This window comes from Candidatus Photodesmus blepharonis, from assembly GCF_000731795.2.
GTDB lineage: Bacteria > Pseudomonadota > Gammaproteobacteria > Enterobacterales > Vibrionaceae > Vibrio > Vibrio blepharonis.
Genome location: NZ_JGVK01000022.1, coordinates 24000 through 46677 on the forward strand (window position 1 = coordinate 24000; position 22678 = coordinate 46677).

The window sequence follows — 22678 nt, forward strand, 5'->3', positions numbered from 1 at the left end:
ATTATATGACTAGAAAGGAGGGTATTTTTGTATGGAAAGCCAGTAGTGCAGCTCTAGCGCTCTTGTTAGTTTCACCAACGTTGGCAATATTTTATACTGCTGTTGGTGATAACAACGATGTTTTTTTGCATCTTCTTTCAACGGTGTTACCGACTTACGTGTTTAACACTCTCGTTCTTGTAATGGGAGTTATGTTGGTTTCTCTTATTCTGGGTGTACCGAGTGCTTGGTTTGTCGCTATGTGTAAGTTGCCCTCTGAGAGAGTTCTTCAGTGGGCGTTAGTTTTACCGTTAGTAATGCCAGGTTATATTGTTGCATATGTTTTTACTGATTGGTTCGATTTTGCTGGTCCAGTTCAGGTCTTTTTGCGTCAGCTGACGGGTTGGGAAGTAGGAGAGTATTGGTTTCCGGACATCCGCACGTTAGCTGGTGCAACTTTGATTTTAGCCTTGGTATTTTATCCCTATGTGTACCTGCTTTGTCGCGCTGCATTCATGGAACAAGATATTACCCTTCTCGAATCAGCAAAGTTACTCAGGTGCTCTCCTTGGAAGATTTTTTTTCGTGTTTCATTACCTTTAATTCGTCCTGCTATTGCTGTTAGCTTATCTTTGTTAGCAATGGAAACTATTGCTGACTTTGGTACTGTCAGTTATTTTTCTGTTAATACTCTTACCACTGCTGTTTATGATACTTGGTTTGGATACTCTAGTTTAGCTGCTGCCTCTAAAATTTCAGCTATGATGTTACTCTTTGTTTTCATTGCGCTAAGTATAGAAAGATATGGTCGATGTAAACGAGAATTGCTTCAAACCCCATTTAAAAATTGTAATAATTTTCGTTATGAGCTAGTTGGTTGGAAAAAATGGGTAGCATTGGCATGGTGTTGGGGGATTGTTTTCATTGCGTTCGTTTTTCCATTATTACAATTATGTATCTATTCTTATAGATATTTTAAGGATATCTGGATTATAGAGTTTTTTGAGTATGCGTTGAATAGTTTTCAGATCTCTATAACGGTAGCTTTTTTCAGTGTTTTTATTGCTCTTGTTGTAAATTTTTGTCATCGAGTTGACCCAAGTAGAAAGAGTATCCTGTATATGCGTATTTCATCCATGGGGTATGCTGTTCCTGGAACGATATTGGCTCTTGGCGTGATGGTGCCTTTGTTGTTTATTGATTACTTTATTAATAATTTGAGCGAAATTATGGAATGGGGAAAGCCAGGATTGATACTTTCTGGTTCTGTGTTCGCCTTAATTTTTGCTTTAGTAGTGCGTTTTTCTGCAGTTGCGATTGGTAGTATTGAAAGTAGTTTAAGTAAGATATCGCTATCTTTAGACATGGTATCTCAAACCATAGGATGCAATTTAAGTCAGATGTTATATCGGGTTCATTTTCCTTTGATACGTAGGGGATTATTGGTCGCTGCATTGTTGGTATTTATTGAATCAATGAAAGAACTAAACGCTGGATTATTATTACGTCCTTTTAATTTTGAGACGTTAGCTACCTATGTATTTAACTATGCTTCAGATGAACGTTTGGAGTTGGCTGCTCTTCCCGCTGTATTAATTGTATTAATTGGTTTAATTCCACTAATTATTGTTAATAGTTCATTAAGGAGTAACCAAACCGATGAGTTTTGCGTTATCTGTTCAGAACCTAACGTATAAATATGATTCTCAAATTATACTGAAATTTCTTTCTTTAGACGTCAAGCATGGTGAAATTCTCTGTTTATTAGGTGTTAGTGGTTGCGGTAAGACAACACTGCTCAAAGTAATAGCAGGTTTGTTACCTTTAACTTCTGGAGTGCTGAGTTTAAATTCTAGGATTCTGGATGATGGTAAGTGTTGGCTACCTCCAGAACGACGTAATATCGGCATGATTTTTCAAGATTATGCTTTGTTTCCACATTTGACAGTTGCTGAAAATATAGCTTTTGGTTTGCATAATATGAGTGCAAACAGTAAGGTCAACAGAGTCAATGAGATGCTAATGATGGTACGTTTGTCTAATTATGCTAGCCGTTTCCCACATCAGTTGTCTGGTGGTCAGCAACAACGTATCGCCATTGCTCGTTCATTAGCATATAAACCAGATTTACTTTTGTTGGACGAGCCGTTTTCTAATATTGATCCTCAAGTGCGATATGAACTAATTTCAGAGATTCGTAAAGTTTTTAAAGTACAGGGGGTTACTGCTATTTTTGTTACTCATAGTCGGGAAGAAGCATTTGCTTTTGCGGATAAGATGGCCATAATGAACCACGGTATGATTGAGCAATGCGGTTTGGCATCAGAACTTTATTACCATCCTGTGAGTAGATTTGTTGCTGATTTTTTAGGAGTAGGGAGTTATTTATCTGCGAGAAAAATATCAAAATATAAATATCAAACTGAATTTGGTGTTATTGAAACGCAAGCTTATCAGCATGTCTATATTAATTCTGATTGCGAATTGCTTCTACGTCCTGAGCAAGTACAGATTAAATCTGATTCAGGAAGTAATGCAAAAGTTTTGGAGCAGCAATTCATGGGTGGTTATTCTCGTTATATGATTGAGTTAAATGGTAAGAAACTTTTGTCGAATTCATATGAAGATTTCAAAATAGGGCAGATGGTTTCTGTAAAATTGGATACGCAAGACATTTTAGTATTCTAGTACTGTGGTTTTATGTTATGGAATTTTTTTTGAATAGACTTTCATATTATGCCAACAAACGGAGCAGTGTAAATTTGAGTTATGGATCAGTTGAAATAGAGTTTCGCTTAATTCTAAAATTAAACCAGATCTAATTTGGATTTTTTGCTTTGTGTCTATCGAGAGAACATCCATTTTGGGGTGCGCATGTTCTATAAAGTATTAATTTTAGTTTTTATCAGTTTCCTGTCCCTTTCCGTAAACGCAAACAATTTTAGTTACAACTATTTTGAAGTGAGTACTGCAACTAGACCAAAAATGACAGGTTTACAATTTAGTACTTTTTTAACCGAAAATTCACACATTGTTAGCCGTGTTGATACTTGCTTTAATAGTGAGTGGGATGTAGCAGTTGGTATTGGGTTTAATGGTCCCGTAGATCAATTAGTTGATGTTTATGGTCAGTTTCTAATTCATTATTTAAATAGTATAGGGAGAACGATCCAAACAGAAATTAATATTGGTGGACGTATGTGGATAACAGAGAAAATTGAAGTTACTGGTCGTATTGGTCGTAATGATGACCGTTCTGTTTTTCATTCAGGTATTAGATTCCATTCAACACAGCAGCTTTCTATTTCTGCTGAGGTACGGAATAATGGTCTTTATGGTCCGCAGGCGACTATGTCTGTGCGCTTTCACTTTTAGTGAGTTGGTATTGAATGAAAATTGTTTGATTCATGCTGACTTAGCGATGGTGCTTGTGGGTTGAAATATGAGCGAGGAGTGGATAATGTCACTTTTTCAAAAAACTAAAAAGTATGATTATGATCAATTTTATAAACTTTCAATAAATACTCTACAAGGTAAGAAATTGAGTTTTAGCGATTTCCGAGGAAAGGTTGTACTTATTGTAAACACTGCTAGTCAGTGTAGCTTTACATCACAGTATGTTGGTTTACAGCAGCTATACGAAAAGTATACTGAAAGAAATTTAGTAGTTTTGGGTTGTCCATGTAACCAGTTTGCTAATCAGGAGAAAAAAAGCGTTGATGAAATCAAAAAGCAGTGTTTGGCGAAATATGGAGTTGGTTTTTTCATTACTGAGAAAATCAAAGTAAATGGTCATAATAGTCATCCAGTTTTTTCATATTTAAAGCAAGCATTACCAGGTTTATTGGGTAATTTCATTAAATGGAATTTCACTAAGTTTTTGATTGGTAGGGATGGTATTCCAATTAAACGATTTTCGCCAGTTACTCAACCAAAGTCATTAGAGATGTATATTCGAAAAGCGTTAGTAACATAAATGTATTTTGTGTTCAGCTTAATTTTCTTATGAAAAGTAATTATTTAGATATCGAAGAAAGGAATTTTTAGTCATGTATGGGGTAGTGTCGTTAGATTAGAGTGTTATTAACTCTTTGGTTAATCTTGTATCAACTGCTAAATATAGAAAAGCATTTTACTTTTAAAAATTAAATTAATGCATATACAGTTCACATTGGTGTCTGTTTAGCATTAATTAAACCTGATTATATCAAATTATTTCATGGTCCTGTACGGTACGCCTCGGCTATATAGTGGTATCAAATATCTTATTGTTATCGTGATTGCTTTATTTGAGTTTGTTGTACAGTTTTAGAGCGGATTGGGTAAAATCTTAAGACATTCTTACTGAGATTCTTTCATATAATTTTGAAGTGTTTTGAGGTTTTAGAAGCGGGATATGGTCTTATAAATTTAGTGAGGAAATAGCAATGAAAACTTATCAGCGTGAGTTTATCGAATTTGTACTGGAAAAGAGAATTTTAAAATTTGGTAAATTTACCTTAAAATCTGGTCGTAAAAGTCCTTATTTTTTTAATTCTGGATTGCTAAATACAGGTTGTGATCTTGAGCGTTTAGGATATTTCTATGCTGCAGCTTTGTTTGATTCAAGTGTTGAATTTGACGTTCTGTTCGGGCCAGCTTATAAGGGGATTCCAATTGTGACTACTACAGCAATTGCTTTATCTAATTATCATAACATGAATACACCTTATTGTTTTAATAGAAAAGAGGTAAAAAATCATGGTGAAGGCGGCAGCCTGGTAGGCTCTCCATTAAAAGGCCGTGTTGTATTGGTTGATGATGTGATTACTTCTGGTAAAGCGGTACGTGAATCAGCCAAAATCATTCAAGAGAATGGTGCGTATTTGACCAGTATTTTTGTTGCTATTGATCGTCAAGAAAGAGGCCAGGGTATATTATCTGCTGTTCAAGAAGTAGAGGAAGATTTTAGTTGTTCAGTTTTCAAAATTGTTAGTCTAACAGAATTGGCAACTTACCTTGAAAGCAAAAAAATATACAGCCATCATTTAACTGCATTAAAAACATATCTTAATTCATACGGTATTTAATATTTTAAATTATCAATCTGTTTAATTTTAAAATGACTCCGTAAGTCTAGTGAAATTTCATTCATGTACTTTAACCACTTCAATTTCCCTATGTATTTATATCTTTATCTAGAGCTGTACTTTTTCAATAAATAGTTTTAAGTGATGCTCATCAATATTGAATAATAACGCTTGATCATCGAGTTCCGCTTTTCTAAAGGAGAGAGCTAATACTTCACTTCGAATATAATCTTCTTGCTCCTCGATCCATTTATTCAATGGGTTAGAAGCCATATATTTTACATGAATGCGATCTTCAATCTTCAAATTTTTATTTTTCCGAGTTTTTTGAATGAGACTTACCACTTCTCTTACTATTCCTTCTTTAATTAATTCATCGTTAAGCTCACAATTAAGCACAATTGAGATATACTGATTTGATAATGCATCATTACCTTTTTTAGCTTTGCGGACCACGCATATTTCTTTATCAGTAAATTCTTTATCATCAATTTTAATAGCACCTTTTTTTAGAAGTTCAAATAGTTTAGATTCATTCAAAGATTCGATTTTTGACTTATATTTTTTAAATTCTTTCCCCAGTTTTTTTCCTAGCACTGGGAAATTAGGTTTAGCACAATATTCAATATAATCAGATTCGTTGCGACTATATTGAATCGTTTTTACATTAAGCTCGGATTTTAGATACTCTTCCAGCATAGAAATGCGGTAAAGTACTTCCTGTTCTTGATGTAACACAGTGAGTTTGTAGAGTGGAATTTTAAGCTTAATCTTGTGTTGTTCACGTTTCTGTCTTCCAAGCAGAATTATATTTATTAATTCATGAACGGAATCTTCTAGTTGGAAATTTGTTTTATTTATATCTTTTTCAGGAAAACGACATAAATGCACAGATTTAGGTTGAGTTTCTTGATTCGACATTTTCTTCATTTCCAGATAAATGTATTCGGATAAGAACGGGGTAAATGGTGCCATAAGAGTAGAAAATTCTTTAATGCAGGTGAATAGAGTTTGATATGCTAATACTTTATCTTGATTAATATGCGCTTGCCAAAATCTTGTTCGATTTAGGCGAATGTACCAATTGCTTAACTGTTCTAAAAATTCGAACAAGGAAGGTACAACATTATATAATTGGTATGCTGCCATTTTTTTATTAACTTTATATTTCAGACTTTGCAGTCTAGAAATTATCCATTGATCTAGGATATTTTCCGGTTGAAAATCATTTCTTGGCATTTTCCAGTTATCGATTTGAGTATAGCTTTGTAGAAATTTAAATGAATTTAACCAAGGTAGCAAAACACGACGAACCATTTCTTGAGATCCCGAGTTACTGAATCTTTGCTCTTCTCCTTTTACTAATCCTGAGTTTATCAGATATAGCCTTAATGCGTCAGCACCATGTGTTTCCATCAATTGATTTGGTGATGTATAGTTACGCAGTCGCTTCGACATCTTTTTCCCATTTTCAGCCACTACAATACCATTGACAATGACATTTTGAAACGCTGGTTTTTTAAACAAGCAGTTGCTTATTATTTGGAGTGTATAAAACCAGCCACGAGTTTGATCAAGACCTTCAGCAATAAATTGTGCAGGGAACCTTTTTTCAAGTGATCGTTTATTTTTAAATGGGTAGTGAATTTGAGCGTAAGGCATTGATCCGGATTCGAACCAACAGTCTAGAACTTCCTCAATACGTTTGTATGTACCTGGTTCATTTTTCAGAGTAAACATTAAGTGATCAACATGATCTCTGTGTAAATCTTCAACTTTATGGCCAGTATATCTTTTAAGTTCTTCACGAGAACCAATACAAACGTAGTTTCCAGTTTTGTCATTACGCCAGATTGGAATTGGTGTTCCCCAATAACGATTACGGGAAATTGCCCAGTCAATAGAATTTATCAACCAGTTTTTCATGCGACCATCTTTCAGATATTTAGGTATCCAATTGATTTGTTTATTATTTTCAACTAGTTCATCCCGCATTTGTTTTACTTTAACATACCAGGATGGAATGGTTCGATAAATGATCGGCGAATCTGAACGCGGACAAAAGGGATAACTGTGTACGATAGTATCGTATCTATACAATAGACCACGTTTTTTCAGTGCTTGAATGATTGCTTTATTGGCGTCTTTAACAAACATACCTTTGAAATCAGTAACTTCATCTGTAAATTTCGCTTTCATGTCGATTGGACAGACTGTTACATCAATATTATGAGATTTCAAAACACGGTAGTCATCTTCTCCAAAAGCAGGGGCAGCATGAACTATTCCAGTACCGGTATCAGTGCTTACGTAATCGTCTGAGATGATGACGAATGCTCCCCTTTCCTTGAGATGCCTGAAGTATGGGAAAAGAGGCCGATAAGCTGCTCCTTCCAAATCGTGTCCTTTGCATGTTTTTAAAGTTCTGATATTTTTATTTTTTGACATGGCCTTGAGACGTGCATCGGCAATCCATAACTTTTGTTGGGTATCCTTATCAAAAATTAATGTATAGTGAGCGTTTTTATTGATACACAATGCTAGGTTAGATGGCAAAGTCCATGGAGTAGTAGTCCAGGTAGCAATATACTCATCAGAGTTTTCTAGCTCAAATAAGACCGTAATAGCAGGATCCTGAATGTCCTTGTAATTAGATGTAGCCTCAAAGTTAGATAATACTGTCATTAGTTCAGTCGAATAAGGCACTACTTTTTCACCTTGATAGACTAATCCTTTATTCCACAGTTGCTTGAATACCCACCAGACTGATTCCATATACCATGGTTCCATAGTACGATAATCGTTCTTGAAATCAACCCAGCGACCAATACGAGTGATTGTTTTTTCCCATTCTTTTGTATAGAGCTGTACTATTGAACGGCACTTGTTGTTATATGCGGTGATTCCGAGTTTTTTAACTATTTCTTGGGCTGACATTCCGAGTTCTTTATCGATTTCATGCTCGATAGGTAGACCATGACAATCCCATCCGAAACGACGTTGTACGTAATAGTTTTTCATTGTAAAATAACGAGGTATGATGTCTTTAATCGTTGAAGCGAGTAAGTGTCCGTGATGAGGCAAGCCTGTAGCAAACGGAGGGCCATCATAGAAAACATAAGCGTCGCTATTTTTTGTTTGTTCTAAAGATTCTTGAAAGATTTTGTTTTCTTTCCAAAAATTAAGAATGCGATGTTCTGTTTCTACAAATGAGAAATCCGATTTGGCTTCTTGTTTAGTATTTATCACAGATATTGTCTCAAAATAAATTGTTAACTGAATTATTGGCGATGTTTCTTAACTAGTTTTCTAGAACGTAGTAGCTTCTTCAACCGTGATTCTAAACTTAAGTACAAGACTTATAGTGGAGCAATACTTGAAGAGGAAAGCTAATTGTCTAATCATGGCATACTTACTTCTCGTTAATCATAAGAGGAAGTGAAAATTACAAGTGGATTCAAAATCCGATATTAGGGAGAAAGATATCAGATTTCATATTTTGATTACAGAGGGATTTGAAGTTATGTAGGTGCTTCTCACCTATATCTTTAGTCATTTGTGTATTTGAACTAGAAAATTCTTAATGGTAAATAAAATTGCTTCATTTCTTTTTAAAATATACTCATACTTCGCTTTTCCGTGGTTTTTCAGAAATTAAGTCAAATATTAGATGTAGCGCATGCATACAACTAAATGGTCAAGAGGAATTCGGTGGTGAGACCTGCATTTTATCAACAGATCCGTAATAAAATCAAACAAATTAAAGCAGAAGGGTTATATAAAGATGAACGTATTATAACTTCAGCTCAAAAATCAAAAATTTCTATTTCTTCTTTTTCAGAGGACGTTTTAAATCTTTGCGCAAATAATTATTTAGGTTTAGCTAATCACCCTAAGTTAGTTGAGTCAGCAAAACTTGGTATGGATAAATACGGTTTTGGTATGGCTTCAGTACGCTTTATTTGCGGTACTCAAGACTTACACAAGGAACTAGAAAAGAAGCTATCTGAGTTTCTTGGTAAGGAAGATACAATCTTATACACTTCCTGTTTCGATGCAAATACTGGTTTATTTGAAGCACTACTTACTGAAGAAGATGCGGTTATTTCCGATGCTTTAAATCATGCTTCAATTATTGATGGAGTGCGCTTATGTAAAGCAATGCGTTTTCGTTATGCAAATAATAATATGCAGGAATTAGAACAGAAGCTAATAATAGCAAGAAAAAAAAAGGTGCTTAATATTCTTATTGTGACTGATGGTGTATTTTCTATGGACGGAGTAGTGGCTAATTTGCCAGCTATCTGTAATTTAGCAGAAAAATACGATGCGCTGGTTATGGTTGATGATTCTCATGCCGTTGGTTTTATGGGTAAAAAAGGTTCGGGTACACCGGAATATCATAATGTTGTTGATCGTATCGATATAGTTACGGGAACTTTAGGTAAAGCAATGGGGGGAGCTTCAGGCGGGTACGTTTCGGGAAAAAAAGAAGTAATTGATTGGTTGCGTCAGCATTCGCGTCCATACTTGTTTTCTAATTCTCTTGCACCTGCGATTTTATCTGCTTCTATATGTGCTCTTGATTTATTGAAGGAATCTAATAGGTTGCGTGATCGTCTATGGAAGAACACTTCGCATTTTCGTACTCGTATGAAAAAAGTTGGATTCACTTTAGGTGGTCTCGATCACGCTATTGTTCCAATCATGCTTGGTGATGCGAAATTGGCTACTGAATTTGCAAATCGTGCATTAAATCAGGGCATCTATGTTGTGAGTTTTTCTTTTCCAGTTGTGCCAAAGGGTGAAGCTCGTGTTCGTGTTCAAATGTCTGCAGCTCATAATTTACAGCAATTAGATCGTGCTGTTGATGCTTTTATCCAGGTAGGGAAAAACATGGGGATTGTAAATGAAAATTAAAGCTTTATCAAAATTAAAGCCTCAGGAAGGAATTTGGATGACTGAAGTAGATCAGTTAGAGCCTGCTTATAACCATGTTTTAATTAAAATTAGAAAAACCGCTATTTGTGGCACTGATGTACATATTTATAATTGGGATAAATGGTCACAAAATACTATTCCCATACCTATGGTTGTAGGCCATGAATATATGGGTGAAGTGGTAGGTATGGGAAAAGGAGTACACGGTTTTGAGATTGGTGATCGTGTATCTGGCGAGGGTCATATCACCTGTGGAAGCTGTCGTAATTGCCGTGGTGGTCGCACTCACTTATGTCGCAATACTACTAGTGTTGGTGTTAATCGTGCTGGCGCATTTTCTGAATATTTTGTCATTCCTAGTTTTAATGTCTTCAGAATCCCTAAAGGTATTTCGGATGATTTAGCTGCTATCTTTGACCCTTTTGGGAACGCAGTACATACAGCCTTATCTTTTAATCTTGTAGGTGAAGATGTACTTATTACTGGTGCGGGACCGATTGGTATTATGGCTGCAGTTGTTGCGAAGTACGTAGGCGCACGTCATGTTGTTATTACTGATGTAAACGGATATCGTTTGGATTTGGCGCGAAAAATGGGTATAGCTCATGTTGTAAATATTTTAGAGGAAAAGCTAGAGAACATAATGATGCAATTAGAGATAATGGAGGGTTTTGACGTAGGTTTTGAAATGTCTGGTAATCCATCTGCATTGAATTCAATGCTAAAAATTATAAATCATGGTGGGTGTCTTGCTTTACTAGGTATTCCACCATCAGATATGTGTATTGATTGGAATCAAGTGATTTTAAAAGGTTTAACGATTAAGGGAGTTTATGGACGCGAGATGTTTGAAACTTGGTATAAGATGGTAAGTTTGATTCAATCTGGTTTAGATTTGACACCAATTATTACTCATCGTTTCAAAATCGATGATTTTCAAAAAGGCTTTGATGTCATGCGTTTTGGTACCTCAGGTAAAGTAGTTTTCGATTGGGATTAGTGTATTTTCTTGATGAGATATTACATTTAAGTTTATGAGCTTTAATGTTGCGTGTATTAATATTTATGTATGGTGAAGCAATTATGATAACTTGCATTCGATGGAATCATATAAGCACTGTGCAGGGGGGGTAGATAACGTTTTTGTAAACGGAAGAGGGGGGACGGACGCTTGTTTTTTTATTTGGAATAGCTGGTTATGAATAGCTATGACCAGAGGAGAAACAGAAGTATTACGTAATATTGCAACTAAACTTAATGCGGATTGGGATTCTGAGATAAACTCGATTGGGTGTGCCTTTAATTGTTGATAAAAATCATGGCAATGATTCAGGTTTTTGACTATACCTGAACCAACAGCTGCTATTAAAGAATAGCCTTCTTGGATCTTGACTGTTGTAGTATCAATGGCTAAATTTTGTAGGTAGCTCAGTGCAGCATTGACTTTTTCAGTTGTGTAAGCTAAGCGAAACGTATATAGCTCAATCTTAGTTTCATAGGTGAGCGGTTCTAATTGAGCACTTTTGAGATTTTGTAGCAAACTTGATATAGTATCTTGAAGGTTGTGCTTTTGATGATTGAAAGTAAGTTGAATTAGCAATACCTCATCAAGTGAGGTGATAACTTTAGCTCCGCTGTGTGAAGAAAGAGTGCGTTCAATACGCGTTGAACCTAGTTTCGGTTGGTAACTAGAACGCAAATGTAAGTGCATTTTGCTTTGAGCGACGGGTTGTAGTGTACGACTGTGAAGTACTGGAGTTGCTAAACGTGCTAATTCGTCTGCTTCATCTAATCCAAGACAGGGTAATAGATGCGCATCGTTGACGATATAGGGATCTGCGCTGTATACACCTGCTACATCGCTCCAAATGGTTACTTGGTAAACTCCTGTCAGGATACCTATAGCTGTTGCTGAGTAATCTGAACCGTTACGACCAAGGAGGACAGTATTTCTTTGTTTGTCTCGCGCCATAAAACCAGTGATTACTAATCGCCGATGAGGGTGTTTAACTAGCATTTTTTTAACTAACGGATAAGAGCTATTAAGATCAATTTCAGGCTGTATTCCCAAATTTGCTCTCAAAAAATCACGAGAGTCCTGATTGATAGCCGGCAAATTTTCTTGACAAAGGACAGCAGCTAGAAGCCGTGCTGACCAAATTTCACCATAACCAAGTACTCTAGCTTCTATTTCTGCATTTAAAGGTGCGACTAGTTCTCTAAGTGTGTTGAACTCACTTCCAAGTTGAACTAGAACTTGGAATCGACGTTCTTCCTTAAGGAGTTTTTTGACTAACTTAGTGTGAAATTTATATAACTCTTGTAGAATTTCGTCTGCTACACACTTGTCTTTACGTAGATAGCTAACAAACTTAATCAAAAAGTCGGTTGTTTTTCCAGATGCGGATACTACGATTATATCTCCGTTATTTGAGTGTTCTTTAATAATCTGAACGACGTGTTGGTAGCATTCCGGAGTAGCTAAGCTGTTGCCACCAAATTTATGTAGTTGACGAGAAATAGTCATTTACTAGTCCCACTACAAGCTTTATATTTTTTCTTTGTTGATGAAGAGAGGAATATGAGTTTTCATGGAATACTGCTGGAATTTATACTCCGGACTAAAATGCTTTATTAGGTGGTTTAACACAGAAAAAACGTTGTCAATTGACAAACGAGACAGCGCAATAATCGGTTTTTCAGTATTCATAGACACTTCCTTCTGTAGTACAATCTTGCGAAGATTTCAAACAACTCAGAACAAGCTAGAGATTCTATCCAAAACATCTCTAGTACTCTATGCATCAAAGTTTCGATATCAATGCTACTAGATTTCTATTTCTTTATTTGTAATGATAACTTTAAACCCAAACAGTTATGTTATGTAAATAAAAGGGTAGCACTGAAACCAATCAAATTTGGTATTAGCCAATTGAACGATATGCTACTTGCTAGACAGGGTACCGAAACGCTTATTGAAACGATCGATACGACCGCCTGTGTCTACCATACGCTGTCTGCCTGTGTAGAATGGATGGCATTTATCACACACGTCTAGATGTATAGCTCTTTTTTTTGAAGTTGAATTGAATTTAAAAGAATTGCCGCAAGAACAAGCAGCATTTACCACTTTGTATTCTGGATGGATTCCACTTTTCATGAGATAACCTCAAAATTATTTTGTTTTGCTATCTTCTGATACTCAGCTGAGTATGACACAGTTTAAAGATTAAAGAATTGACTAATTAGTTAGGTTGAGTATCAAACATCAGCATGATAATTAATCATGGCCTATGAATCAATAGGTTTGTTCATTATTTGACTACTTTAATTTAGTCATTTTATTTATTAAGCTTTACCAATTTCTTCTGAGGTTATCTATTTTTTATGCCTGCATCCATTGCTCGTATTGTATTACCTATTCCTTTAGATAAGCAGTTTGATTATTTGATACCTGCTCATCTATCTCCTATTTTGGGTGGGCGTGTTTCTGTGCCATTTGGTAAGCAAGTATTGGTAGGTATTGTTGTCCAATTATTGAATGAGTCTACGTGTTCTCGTAAACAATTAAAACCTATTAGTCAAGTATTGGATGCTAATTCCCTATGGCCAGAAAAACTTTACTCATTACTTAGCTGGTGCAGTGAATTTTATCACTGTTCTCTTGGTGAGACATTGCATAGTGCACTTCCAAGCATGTTACGAAAAGGTAAACCAGCTAAATTTTCTAAATTTATTGAATGGAAATTGACTCATATGGGTAGAAGACAGCTAACAAAGGGTTTCGGTCGTGCTGTTAAACAAGCTAAGGTAATGAAAATGCTCGAATCTGGCACTGTAACACATCAAGATTTTTTAGACGAGCAGGTGAATATGATAGTACTTAGAACTTTAGAAAATAAGGGATGGATTAAAAAATCTTGTTTTAGTAAGCCAACTTTTTCTTCTTTCTCAAATAGCATAGAAACTGATGTTGATAAGCCGTCTTTAAATCAAGAGCAAAAGTTAGCGATTGCAACTGTTAACTGTAATTCTGAATTTGGATGCTACTTACTTGAAGGAGTTACAGGTTCAGGCAAAACTGAAGTTTATTTGAATTTAATCAAGACAGTACTAGAAAAAGGTCGTCAAGCATTAATTTTAGTTCCAGAAATTAGTTTAACGTTACAAACAATTTATCGCTTTAAAAAGCGTTTTAACGTTCATGTAGAAGTGATTCACTCAGGCTTAACCGACAGCGAGCGTTTGAATGCTTGGTTATCTGCACGGGATAACATTTCTCGTATCGTTATTGGTACACGTTCTGCGCTGATGACGCCATTTTTAAATTTAGGTATCATTATCGTTGATGAAGAGCATGATATGTCCTATAAACAAAAAGATAGTCTGCGTTATCACGCACGCGATGTGGCAGTAATGCGTGCTAGTAAAGAAAAAATCCCAGTGATATTGGGTTCAGCTACCCCTGCCTTGGAGACACTATATAATGCTCTAAGCGGAAAATATCATCATCTCACTTTAAGCCAGAGAGCTGGAAACGCAGTATCGACTAAAAACAAGATAGTCGATGTAAAAGGGCTGTATTTGAAAGGTGGGTTGTCAGAGCCGTTAATCATTGAAATGCGTAAACATTTAACAGCAAAAAATCAAGTAATGCTTTTTCTCAACCGAAGAGGTTTTTCGCCTGTATTAATGTGTCGTGAATGTGGCTGGGTTGCCGAGTGTCAACGTTGTGATGCTTACTGCACTTTCCATCAACATAGCAATGAAATGCGTTGCCATCATTGCGGATCGCAGCGTTCAGTTGTTCATCAATGTGAAGATTGTGGTACAGAAGGCTTAATGAGAGTAGGAGTAGGAACTGAACGGTTAGAAGAGCAGTTAGCACAGCTGTTTCCTGAATATAAAGTTATTCGTATTGACCGTGATAGCATGCGAAGAAAGGGTAGCTTTAGGCATGCTCTTGAATTGATCCAAAATGGTGAATATAAAATTTTGATTGGCACGCAAATGCTGGCTAAAGGACACCATTTTCCCAATGTAACTTTAGTGGCTTTATTAGACATTGACAGCTCATTGTATAGTAGTGACTTTAGAGCCTCTGAACGTCTAGCTCAATTATTTATTCAGGTTGCGGGTAGAGCAGGAAGATCCAGCAAACTTGGAGAGGTTATTCTTCAGACTCATCATCCAGAACATAATTTACTTCAAGTGTTATTAAACAAAAGTTATCGGCACTTTGCAGATTCTGCACTACGAGAACGTAAACTGGCTATGCTACCACCGTACACATTTTTAAGCTTATTTAGAGCAGAGTCCAATAGTGCTGAACTAGTGGAAAATTTTATGCATGAGGTCAAATGTATTCTCGAAAGCCATTTGTTGTTTGATGATACTTCTTGCATGATTTTGGGTCCGAATCCTGCGCCATTAGCAAGGAGAGCTGGTAAATTACGTTGGCAGCTACTACTCCGAACTCAAACACGTTCTCTAATGAAAAAAATATTAATAAGTTCGAGACTTATGATTAGCTCGTTACCAACAGCAAGAAAAGTTCGTTGGTCATTGGATGTGGAACCACAGGATTTAAGTTAATGCTAATGAATTATTATTGATCGTCTTCTAATGGATGTTCTCATTTTCCAGTGCAAAAATTAAAGTTTAATTGCTTTAGTTTAAATGAGCATTTTTGATAGTTTGGATCAATTTATCACTAGCCTTGGGTACTACATGCTGCTATGTTTCCCAGAAAAGTTTCTGACATCAGATAATGTTGTTAAGTATCTTATTTAAACTAGCGGAGTCGTTGGAAGCAAATCTGCATGCTAACTTAAGTTTTTGTAAAATCAAAGAGTAATTTAGTTAAATCATGGTGAATTTATGTACTTGAATAAATAGAATTTATTTTAACTTATAATTTTTTGTGCTATCACGGGTACGTCCTTTGAATTGATTGATTTTTTTATTTAGATTTCCAGGATTTTTCTTATTTTTTTGTTTGGTATAATCGAACAGTATAACATACTAGAAAGTAGTATTTAAATTATGATAGATGAAAATTTGTTGTTCAATGCCCTCAACAATAGGCAACGTGAAGCTGTAATGGCACCGTTAAAAAATTTACTTGTACTTGCTGGTGCAGGTAGTGGTAAAACTCGAGTTTTAGTTTATCGTATTGCATGGCTGATTTCCGTAGAACAAGTGTCACCATTTTCAATCATGTCTGTAACTTTTACTAATAAAGCAGCAATAGAAATACGTAATCGTGTTGAAAAATTAATGATGGGTAGTGATTCTGGGATGTGGAGTGGTACTTTTCATGGAATTTGTCACCGTCTTTTACGTGCACATTGCTTAGAGGCTAATTTGTCAGAAGATTTTCAAGTCATTGATACTGATGATCAAATTCGATTGTTGCGTCGTTTAATTAAAATCCAAAACCTTGATGAAAAAAAAATATCGGCCGAACAATCAGCGTATTGGATCAATTGTAAGAAAGATGAAGGATTGCGTCCACAACATATTGATGCATATTATAATCCCATGATCAGAATTCATTTGCAGATTTATAAGATCTATCAAGAAGCGTGCGATCGTGCGAATCTTGTTGATTTCGCGGAAATTTTGTTGCGTGCTCATGAATTATTACGCAATAGAAAAGATATTCGAGAACATTATCAATCGCTTTTTAAGTATATTTTAGTCGATGAGTTTCAGGACACAAACAATATTCAATATGCTTGGTTACGTATGATTTCTGGACTTAAATGTCATGTAATGGTTGTTGGTGATGATGATCAATCTATTTATGGCTGGCGTGGAGCGAAAGTAGAAAATATTGAAAAATTCATTTTTGATTTTCCAAATGCAAGCACTATTTGTTTGGAACAAAATTATCGTTCCACTAAAATTATTTTAGAAGCTGCAAACACTTTAATTTCCAACAACGTTGGACGTATGAATAAAGAACTATGGACTAATAGCGAAAAGGGTGAGCGTATTTCAATTTATTCAGCTTACAACGAACTTGATGAAGCAAATTTTATAATAAGGAAAATAAAAGAGTGGAATAAAGTTAGAAGTAGCTTATTAAATGATATTGCTGTGCTATATCGTAACAATTCGCAGTCTCGTGTCTTGGAAGAAGCACTGGTTCGGGCTGGTATTCCCTATCGTATTTATGGTGGTACGCGATTTTTTGAGCGTAAAGAAATTAAAGATGTTTTAAGTTATTTGCGTTTAATTCTCAATCGTAATGATGATGCAGCTTTTGAGCGTATAGTTAATATTCCAATGCGTGGTCTTGGTAATAAAACATTGGAAGTCATTCGTTTTGCTGCTCAGGATCGTAACGCTACAATGTGGCAAACCAGCATTGCTTTACTAGATGAAAAAATCTTATCGAAAAGAGCAGCTGAATGTTTAAGTTGTTTTATTGAACTGATCAATACAATGGAAAAGGATACCATAGGGATGCCCTTACATGAGAGAACCGACTATGTAATTAAACATTCTGGTTTATTTGCAATGTATGAGAAAGAGAGGAGCGAAAAATCTCAAGTTCGTATTGATAACTTGGAGGAGCTTGTTACCGCAACTCGTCAGTTTAAGAAACCGAAAGAGGTTGAAGGAATGGAATCAATGACAGCATTTTTAACCCATTCAGCTTTCGAATCTAGCGGAAATCAAGTTGTTGGTTCTAAAGAGGTTGTTCAGTTAATGACATTACATAGCGCAAAGGGTTTGGAATTTTCATTGGTATTTATGGTAGGGGTTGAGGAAGGTATTTTCCCAAGTCCGATGTCGGCTAAAAAAGAATCATCTTTAGAAGAAGAACGTCGTCTCTGCTATGTAGGTATGACTCGTGCTATGGAAAAGCTTTACATGACTTATGCTACAACTCGTCGTCTTTATGGACAGGATAAGTATCGCAATCGCTCTCGTTTTATTCATGAATTACCTCAAATCTGTTTAGAGGAGGTCAGTATTCAGATTCAAGCAAACAATTTCTCAATATGTAACCAAAATTTTGTTCAGGAAAGATCTAATGAGATAGGTTTTTGTTTAGGTACTCAAGTAATACATCCTAATTTTGGTCAAGGCACTATCATTAATTCTGAAGGACATGGGCAAAGAAGTCGTGTTCAGGTAGACTTTAATAGCGAAGGTGTAAAGTGGCTGGTTACTGCTTATGCAAAATTAAAGAGAGCGCGCTAAGATTACTTATAAGATTTTGGGTAAATTTATTTCTCTCTTAAATTTATAAGAGTTAAAATTGTTCTAGGTAAATTTCGTTATTTTAGACGATACTTGAGAGAGGAATTATCAGTTTGTATCGTTTAAATCGAGAGAATTGAATGCAGTTATTTCGATGTTTTTTATGGATGCTTATATTTTCCCCAGTCATTGTTTGGTTGAAATTAGCCTTCATTGTTGAGCATTGGTGGTTGGAAAATTTCATTGCTGTGCCTAATTTGTTGCTCGTCTATTACTTAGTGCTAATTTTATTTTTTATTAGTTCGAAACTGTGGTTATGTACATTATTTTGTATAACATTGTTTTTTGGAGTATTTTTTTTTATTCCGCCGATGCATCGGACTGTTGTAGAAAACTGTATTATGCCAATAACTATCGTTCAATTTAATGTTTTTTATGGGAATCAAGATGTTAACGCTTTTATTAACTACTTAATATATAAACCGGCTGATTTAGTCGTATTGCAAGAGGTTTCTCCGAAAGAAAGGGAGAAGTTTAAGCTTCTAGATGATATATATCCATTCCAATATGGAGAAGAACAAAATGTTGGATACTCTTTTAGCCAAATGATTTTAAGTAAAGCTCCTTTAATGGATATGTCAGTTTTTCATACTTCTCATGGACATAATATAATTAGTGGATCATGGAATTTAGCTTCAGGGAAAAAAATCAAGCTTTTTACTGCACATCTACCATCACCAAGAACAAAAGAACTTTGGTATCGACGGAATATGCTTTTGAGCACTATTGAGTATATGGTTGATCAATCGCTATCGGATGAAATACTGGTGATAGGAGATTTCAATCTATCAGCTAACAGTGTGCGTTTTTTATCGCTATTTCCAAACTTTCAAAGTATTCCAGTTGCTAGCTGGCCTAATTGGATACCGTGGTTTTCTACGCCATCTTTTGCCATGATTAGCATTGATCACTTATGGCTTAAATCTATTAAGTCTGGTTGGAAAATTTGTATTCGAACAGCGAAAGAATCGGTGTTAGGTTCTGATCATCGTATGGTATTAACAAAGATATCTTATTGATATAGTAGAATTTTTTTTAGTCTTTTCTATTTTTTATACATGTTCTCTTTTTATGCGTTATCGGATGTTTTATCCTAAATGTAATCTAGTAAGGTTTAAATACACTTAAAACTGCTCCAGATCTTTAGGATTTACCAGAAAAATCACTTTTTCTTTGTGTTTCCAGAAAGCTAGCACGACCTGTTGTATGTTTTTCATGTTTATAACATTATGATACCGAGGTTACGCAGCTTCAAAACTTTCTTTAGTTTAGCTTTTTTTAGAGAACGTATGTCCTTACTGTAAGAAATAATTTAAAAGTATTTTTGTTGTTGATTATAGAGTTAAGGATTAATTTCTTGAGTCATCAAACGATAAAATTTTTGCATAATATCTTTGATGCTCTGTTTCAAATTTTCAATACCTTGGGTAAATTTAGTATTTTAGAAGATTAAGAGGGTTTTGCAATGCTGCTGAGATATTAAAGCTTTGCGATTAAGATTTGTCGCTCATTTGTAAATTATGATAAATTTCCAGCAGAAAATTTAACATACAATCCGCTTTATTTAATTATGAATATCTCTAATTTTATTCCAAACTTTTCCTCCTGAATACAAATTGCTTTAAACTTCGCAGAATTGAATGTCGTACAAGTGCTTTTAAAAAAAGAGATTTATGTGGCGTCGAAAACACAAAGATCAGCGTTTTTCCTGAACCAATTTTTTATGACGACAACAAATCCTTTGATAGTGATAGGAATAGTTTTTTTTGAATTTCTGTTAGGTGTTTAAAACCATGATGGTTAAGATTTTTCAATGCTGATTACATCCGTGTAACAAAATCTTTAGTGTATTTTAACTACTTCCGTTTTATTTATAAAGCATTTCTTAGCCAGTCTGTACTAAGGACAAAAAAGAAGATAGTCTATAATAACGTGAAGTTATTCTGCATGCATTGGAGAATCGCATTAAATTTATAAAAAAATATAAAGCTGTGTAGTTTTACTATCTAGAATGGAAGTATGTTTCCAAAAAATTTTGAGGGGAACATGATTAAAAAGATTGGTGTTTTAACAAGTGGTGGTGATGCACCTGGTATGAATGCTGCTGTTCGTGGTGTTGTTCGTACTGCATTAGGTAAAGGTTTAGAAGTTTATGGTATTTTCGACGGTTATCTTGGGCTTTACGAAGACTGTATCAAACAGCTTTATCGTTCCAGCGTATCTGATGTTATCAACAAAGGTGGTACTTTCTTGGGTTCTGCTCGTTTCCCGGAGTTTAGAAACGCTGAAGTTCGTAAAAAAGCAATAGAAAATTTAAAGAAATATTGTATTGATGCGCTCGTTGTTGTGGGTGGTGATGGTTCTTATATGGGAGCTAAAAAATTAACTGAAATGGGTTATCCATGTATTGGTCTTCCTGGTACTATTGACAATGATATTGCGGGTACTGATTACACTATTGGTTATTTGAGTGCGTTAAATACAGTAATTGATGCAATTGATCGTTTACGTGATACGTCTTCTTCTCATCAGCGTATTTTTATTGTTGAGATAATGGGACGTCATTGTGGTGATTTGACTCTTATGTCTGCAATTGCTGGTGGTTGTGAGTATATTATTACTCCAGAAACGGGATTAAATAAAAGACAACTAATTAGTAATATTCAGGATGGTATTTCAGGAGGTAAGAAGCACGCAATTATTGCTCTAACTGAACTTATGATGGATGTCAATGAGTTGGCAAGAGAGATTGAAGCGGCAACGGGTCGTGAAACTCGTGCAACGGTTCTGGGTCATATACAACGCGGTGGTCGCCCTGCAGCGTTTGACCGTGTACTAGCCTCTCGTATGGGGAACTATGCTGTTCACTTATTGATGAAGGGCTATGGTGGTCGTTGTATAGGCATTCAGAAAGAAGAGCTTGTTCATCATGATATTGTAAATGCGGTTGAGAATATGAAACGTCCAGTTCGTAACGATTTATTTAAAGTAGCAGAAGAGTTGCTTTAGATAAGATAAAATAGCCAACCGCGTGTTGTAGATAAAGATGAATAGTTAGCAGTTTACGGTTTAATTAATGACAAATGCTATTGGCTATAGGTTGATAAGAATTGTTCAAGTCGGTAGATCACAGTCTCAAGATCTGTAATATGTGGTAAAGTAACCATTCGGAAATGATCAGGCTTTGGCCAGTTGAATCCAGTTCCTTGAACTAATAGCACTTTTTCTTGAATCAAAAAATCCAGGATCATTTTTTGATCATCTTTGATGTTATACATTCGGGTATCAATTTTTGGAAATAAATACATTGCACCCTTAGGCTTAACGCAAGATATACCGGGGATTTGATTTACTAGTTTCCAAGCATAGTTGCGTTGCTCTAGTAGGCGACCACCAGGAAGGATTAGTTCATTGGAACTTTGACATTCACTCAGCGCCGTTTGAATTGCGTGTTGTGTCGGTACGTTAGCGCATAGACGCATAGAGGTAAGCATTTCTAAGCCGCTAATATAACCTTGGGCCATATGCTTAGGACCAGTTACTAGCATCCAGCCACTTCGGAATCCGCATACGCGGTAGGCTTTAGATAAACCATTGAACGTTACTACCAACACATCTTCGGCAATTGCTGCGATGGGAGTATGTACCATGCCATCATATAGAATTTTTTCATAGATTTCATCGGAAAAGATGATTAATTTATGTTGGCGTGCGATTTCAGAAATTTTCAGCAAAAAATCATAGCTATATACAGATCCTGTTGGATTATTCGGATTAATCAATATAATACCGCGTGTTTTTGATGTAATCTTTTTTTTTATATCTATGAGATCAGGATACCAATCGGCTGCTTCATCACAGATATAATGTACGGCCTTACCGCCTGATAACGCGATTGATGCTGTCCACAGTGGATAGTCAGGTGCAGGGACAAGCATCTCATCTCCATTGTTTAGGAGCGCTTGCATTGATATCACAATTAGTTCAGAGGCTCCATTACCAATGTAAATATCATCTACATTTAAAGTATGGACGCCTTTTTTTTTATAATACTGAACTATAGCTTTACGTGCTGAGTAGATACCTTTTGAGTTGCAGTAGCCTTGTGATGCCGGTAAGTTCTGGATGACATCCAAAAGAATTTTATCAGGAGCGTTAAAACCAAATGAAGCAGGATTACCAATATTTAATTTAAGGATTTTTTCCCCTTCCTCTTCCATGCGTTTAGCATGTTTTAGTATAGATCCTCTAATGTCGTAACAGACATTGTCTAGTTTTAATGACATCTCAACGTTTTGCATTGTACGGTTCCTGAAGACTGCAATTCCGGCTTTGGATAATCGGATAAAATTAAGTAAAAGTTAAATAATGGGGAAATAACATTAACGCCTGTATAGATGATTTTGTCATCG

The 22678-nt window shown here is 35.5% G+C and carries 15 protein-coding genes and 1 pseudogene; 11 read left to right on the plus strand and 5 right to left on the minus strand.

Features of this window, described 5'->3' with window-relative positions; all coding sequences use genetic code 11:
• Positions 1-5 precede the first annotated feature (5 nt).
• From CF67_RS02855 to pyrE, 5 genes are all read left to right on the plus strand, one after another.
• Positions 6-1676: an ABC transporter permease gene (locus CF67_RS02855; RefSeq protein WP_052538074.1), complete on the plus strand. Its 1671-nt coding sequence runs from the start codon at positions 6-8 to the stop codon at positions 1674-1676.
• Positions 1639-2667, plus strand: a complete 1029-nt coding sequence (locus CF67_RS02860; RefSeq protein ID WP_034414181.1) for an ABC transporter ATP-binding protein — start codon at positions 1639-1641, stop codon at positions 2665-2667. The genes CF67_RS02855 and CF67_RS02860 overlap by 38 nt, the downstream gene beginning before the upstream one ends.
• Before the next feature lie 186 nt (positions 2668-2853).
• Positions 2854-3354 (plus strand): hypothetical protein, encoded by a 501-nt coding sequence (locus CF67_RS02865; protein ID WP_034414183.1) that lies wholly within the window; start codon positions 2854-2856, stop codon positions 3352-3354.
• 85 nt (positions 3355-3439) lie between these two features.
• Positions 3440-3955 carry a glutathione peroxidase gene (locus CF67_RS02870; protein ID WP_052538076.1) on the plus strand — a complete coding sequence of 172 codons (516 nt, stop codon included), beginning with the start codon at positions 3440-3442 and terminating at the stop codon, positions 3953-3955.
• A 451-nt stretch (positions 3956-4406) separates the two neighbouring features.
• Positions 4407-5048 carry an orotate phosphoribosyltransferase gene (gene pyrE / locus CF67_RS02875; protein WP_034414185.1) on the plus strand — a complete coding sequence of 214 codons (642 nt, stop codon included), beginning with the start codon at positions 4407-4409 and terminating at the stop codon, positions 5046-5048.
• A gap of 108 nt (positions 5049-5156) precedes the next feature.
• Here pyrE and ileS read toward each other — a convergent pair whose 3' ends face one another.
• Complete coding sequence (gene ileS / locus CF67_RS02880; RefSeq protein WP_207232752.1) at positions 5157-8297, minus strand: isoleucine--tRNA ligase; 3141 nt, start codon at positions 8295-8297, stop codon at positions 5157-5159.
• Positions 8298-8762: 465 nt separating this feature from the next.
• On the opposite strand from ileS, the gene CF67_RS02885 reads away from it, so the two are divergent.
• Together CF67_RS02885 and tdh are read left to right on the plus strand one after the other, a co-directional pair.
• Positions 8763-9968 carry a glycine C-acetyltransferase gene (locus CF67_RS02885; protein ID WP_155994548.1) on the plus strand — a complete coding sequence of 402 codons (1206 nt, stop codon included), beginning with the start codon at positions 8763-8765 and terminating at the stop codon, positions 9966-9968.
• Positions 9958-10989, plus strand: a complete 1032-nt coding sequence (gene tdh / locus CF67_RS02890; protein ID WP_034414189.1) for an L-threonine 3-dehydrogenase — start codon at positions 9958-9960, stop codon at positions 10987-10989. The genes CF67_RS02885 and tdh overlap by 11 nt, the downstream gene beginning before the upstream one ends.
• A 162-nt stretch (positions 10990-11151) precedes the next feature.
• Here tdh and CF67_RS02895 read toward each other — a convergent pair.
• The 3 genes and pseudogenes from CF67_RS02895 to rpmE all read right to left on the minus strand — a co-directional run.
• Positions 11152-12516: pseudogene (locus tag CF67_RS02895) on the minus strand (aspartate kinase); the annotation flags it as partial.
• Between the two features lie 21 nt (positions 12517-12537).
• Positions 12538-12699 (minus strand): hypothetical protein, encoded by a 162-nt coding sequence (locus CF67_RS02900; protein ID WP_155994550.1) that lies wholly within the window; start codon positions 12697-12699, stop codon positions 12538-12540.
• Between the two features lie 234 nt (positions 12700-12933).
• Positions 12934-13149, minus strand: a complete 216-nt coding sequence (rpmE, locus tag CF67_RS02905) for a 50S ribosomal protein L31 (RefSeq protein WP_081847426.1) — start codon at positions 13147-13149, stop codon at positions 12934-12936.
• 227 nt (positions 13150-13376) lie between these two features.
• Here rpmE and priA point away from each other — a divergent pair, with 227 nt between their 5' ends.
• From priA to pfkA, 4 genes are all read left to right on the plus strand, one after another.
• On the plus strand, positions 13377-15584 hold the full coding sequence (priA, locus tag CF67_RS02910) for a primosomal protein N' (RefSeq protein WP_034414194.1): 2208 nt from the start codon (positions 13377-13379) through the stop codon (positions 15582-15584).
• 450 nt (positions 15585-16034) lie between these two features.
• The gene (gene uvrD, locus CF67_RS02915) at positions 16035-18206 is read left to right on the plus strand and encodes a DNA helicase II (protein ID WP_034414196.1); all 2172 of its coding nucleotides are present in this window, start codon (positions 16035-16037) and stop codon (positions 18204-18206) included.
• Positions 18207-18346: 140 nt separating this feature from the next.
• Positions 18347-19285 (plus strand): endonuclease/exonuclease/phosphatase family protein, encoded by a 939-nt coding sequence (locus CF67_RS02920; RefSeq protein WP_034414198.1) that lies wholly within the window; start codon positions 18347-18349, stop codon positions 19283-19285.
• Positions 19286-20312: 1027 nt separating this feature from the next.
• Complete coding sequence (gene pfkA, locus CF67_RS02925; protein WP_034414260.1) at positions 20313-21275, plus strand: 6-phosphofructokinase; 963 nt, start codon at positions 20313-20315, stop codon at positions 21273-21275.
• A gap of 77 nt (positions 21276-21352) precedes the next feature.
• Here the strand turns inward: pfkA and CF67_RS02930 are convergent, their stop codons facing one another.
• Positions 21353-22567, minus strand: a complete 1215-nt coding sequence (locus tag CF67_RS02930) for a pyridoxal phosphate-dependent aminotransferase (protein ID WP_034414200.1) — start codon at positions 22565-22567, stop codon at positions 21353-21355.
• Between the last annotated feature and the right edge of the window lie 111 nt (positions 22568-22678).

What these genes read in the sequence shown, in the direction of transcription:
- CF67_RS02855 (WP_052538074.1), top strand. Translation starts at nt 6, where the DNA reads ATGACTAGAAAGGAGGGTATTTTTGTATGGAAAGCCAGTAGTGCAGCT.
- CF67_RS02860 (WP_034414181.1), top strand. Translation starts at nt 1,639, where the DNA reads ATGAGTTTTGCGTTATCTGTTCAGAACCTAACGTATAAATATGATTCT.
- CF67_RS02865 (WP_034414183.1), top strand. Translation starts at nt 2,854, where the DNA reads ATGTTCTATAAAGTATTAATTTTAGTTTTTATCAGTTTCCTGTCCCTT.
- CF67_RS02870 (WP_052538076.1), top strand. Translation starts at nt 3,440, where the DNA reads ATGTCACTTTTTCAAAAAACTAAAAAGTATGATTATGATCAATTTTAT.
- pyrE (WP_034414185.1), top strand. Translation starts at nt 4,407, where the DNA reads ATGAAAACTTATCAGCGTGAGTTTATCGAATTTGTACTGGAAAAGAGA.
- tdh (WP_034414189.1), top strand. Translation starts at nt 9,958, where the DNA reads ATGAAAATTAAAGCTTTATCAAAATTAAAGCCTCAGGAAGGAATTTGG.
- CF67_RS02900 (WP_155994550.1), bottom strand. Translation starts at nt 12,699, where the DNA reads ATGAATACTGAAAAACCGATTATTGCGCTGTCTCGTTTGTCAATTGAC.
- rpmE (WP_081847426.1), bottom strand. Translation starts at nt 13,149, where the DNA reads ATGAAAAGTGGAATCCATCCAGAATACAAAGTGGTAAATGCTGCTTGT.
- priA (WP_034414194.1), top strand. Translation starts at nt 13,377, where the DNA reads ATGCCTGCATCCATTGCTCGTATTGTATTACCTATTCCTTTAGATAAG.
- uvrD (WP_034414196.1), top strand. Translation starts at nt 16,035, where the DNA reads ATGATAGATGAAAATTTGTTGTTCAATGCCCTCAACAATAGGCAACGT.
- CF67_RS02920 (WP_034414198.1), top strand. Translation starts at nt 18,347, where the DNA reads ATGCAGTTATTTCGATGTTTTTTATGGATGCTTATATTTTCCCCAGTC.
- pfkA (WP_034414260.1), top strand. Translation starts at nt 20,313, where the DNA reads ATGATTAAAAAGATTGGTGTTTTAACAAGTGGTGGTGATGCACCTGGT.
- CF67_RS02930 (WP_034414200.1), bottom strand. Translation starts at nt 22,567, where the DNA reads ATGCAAAACGTTGAGATGTCATTAAAACTAGACAATGTCTGTTACGAC.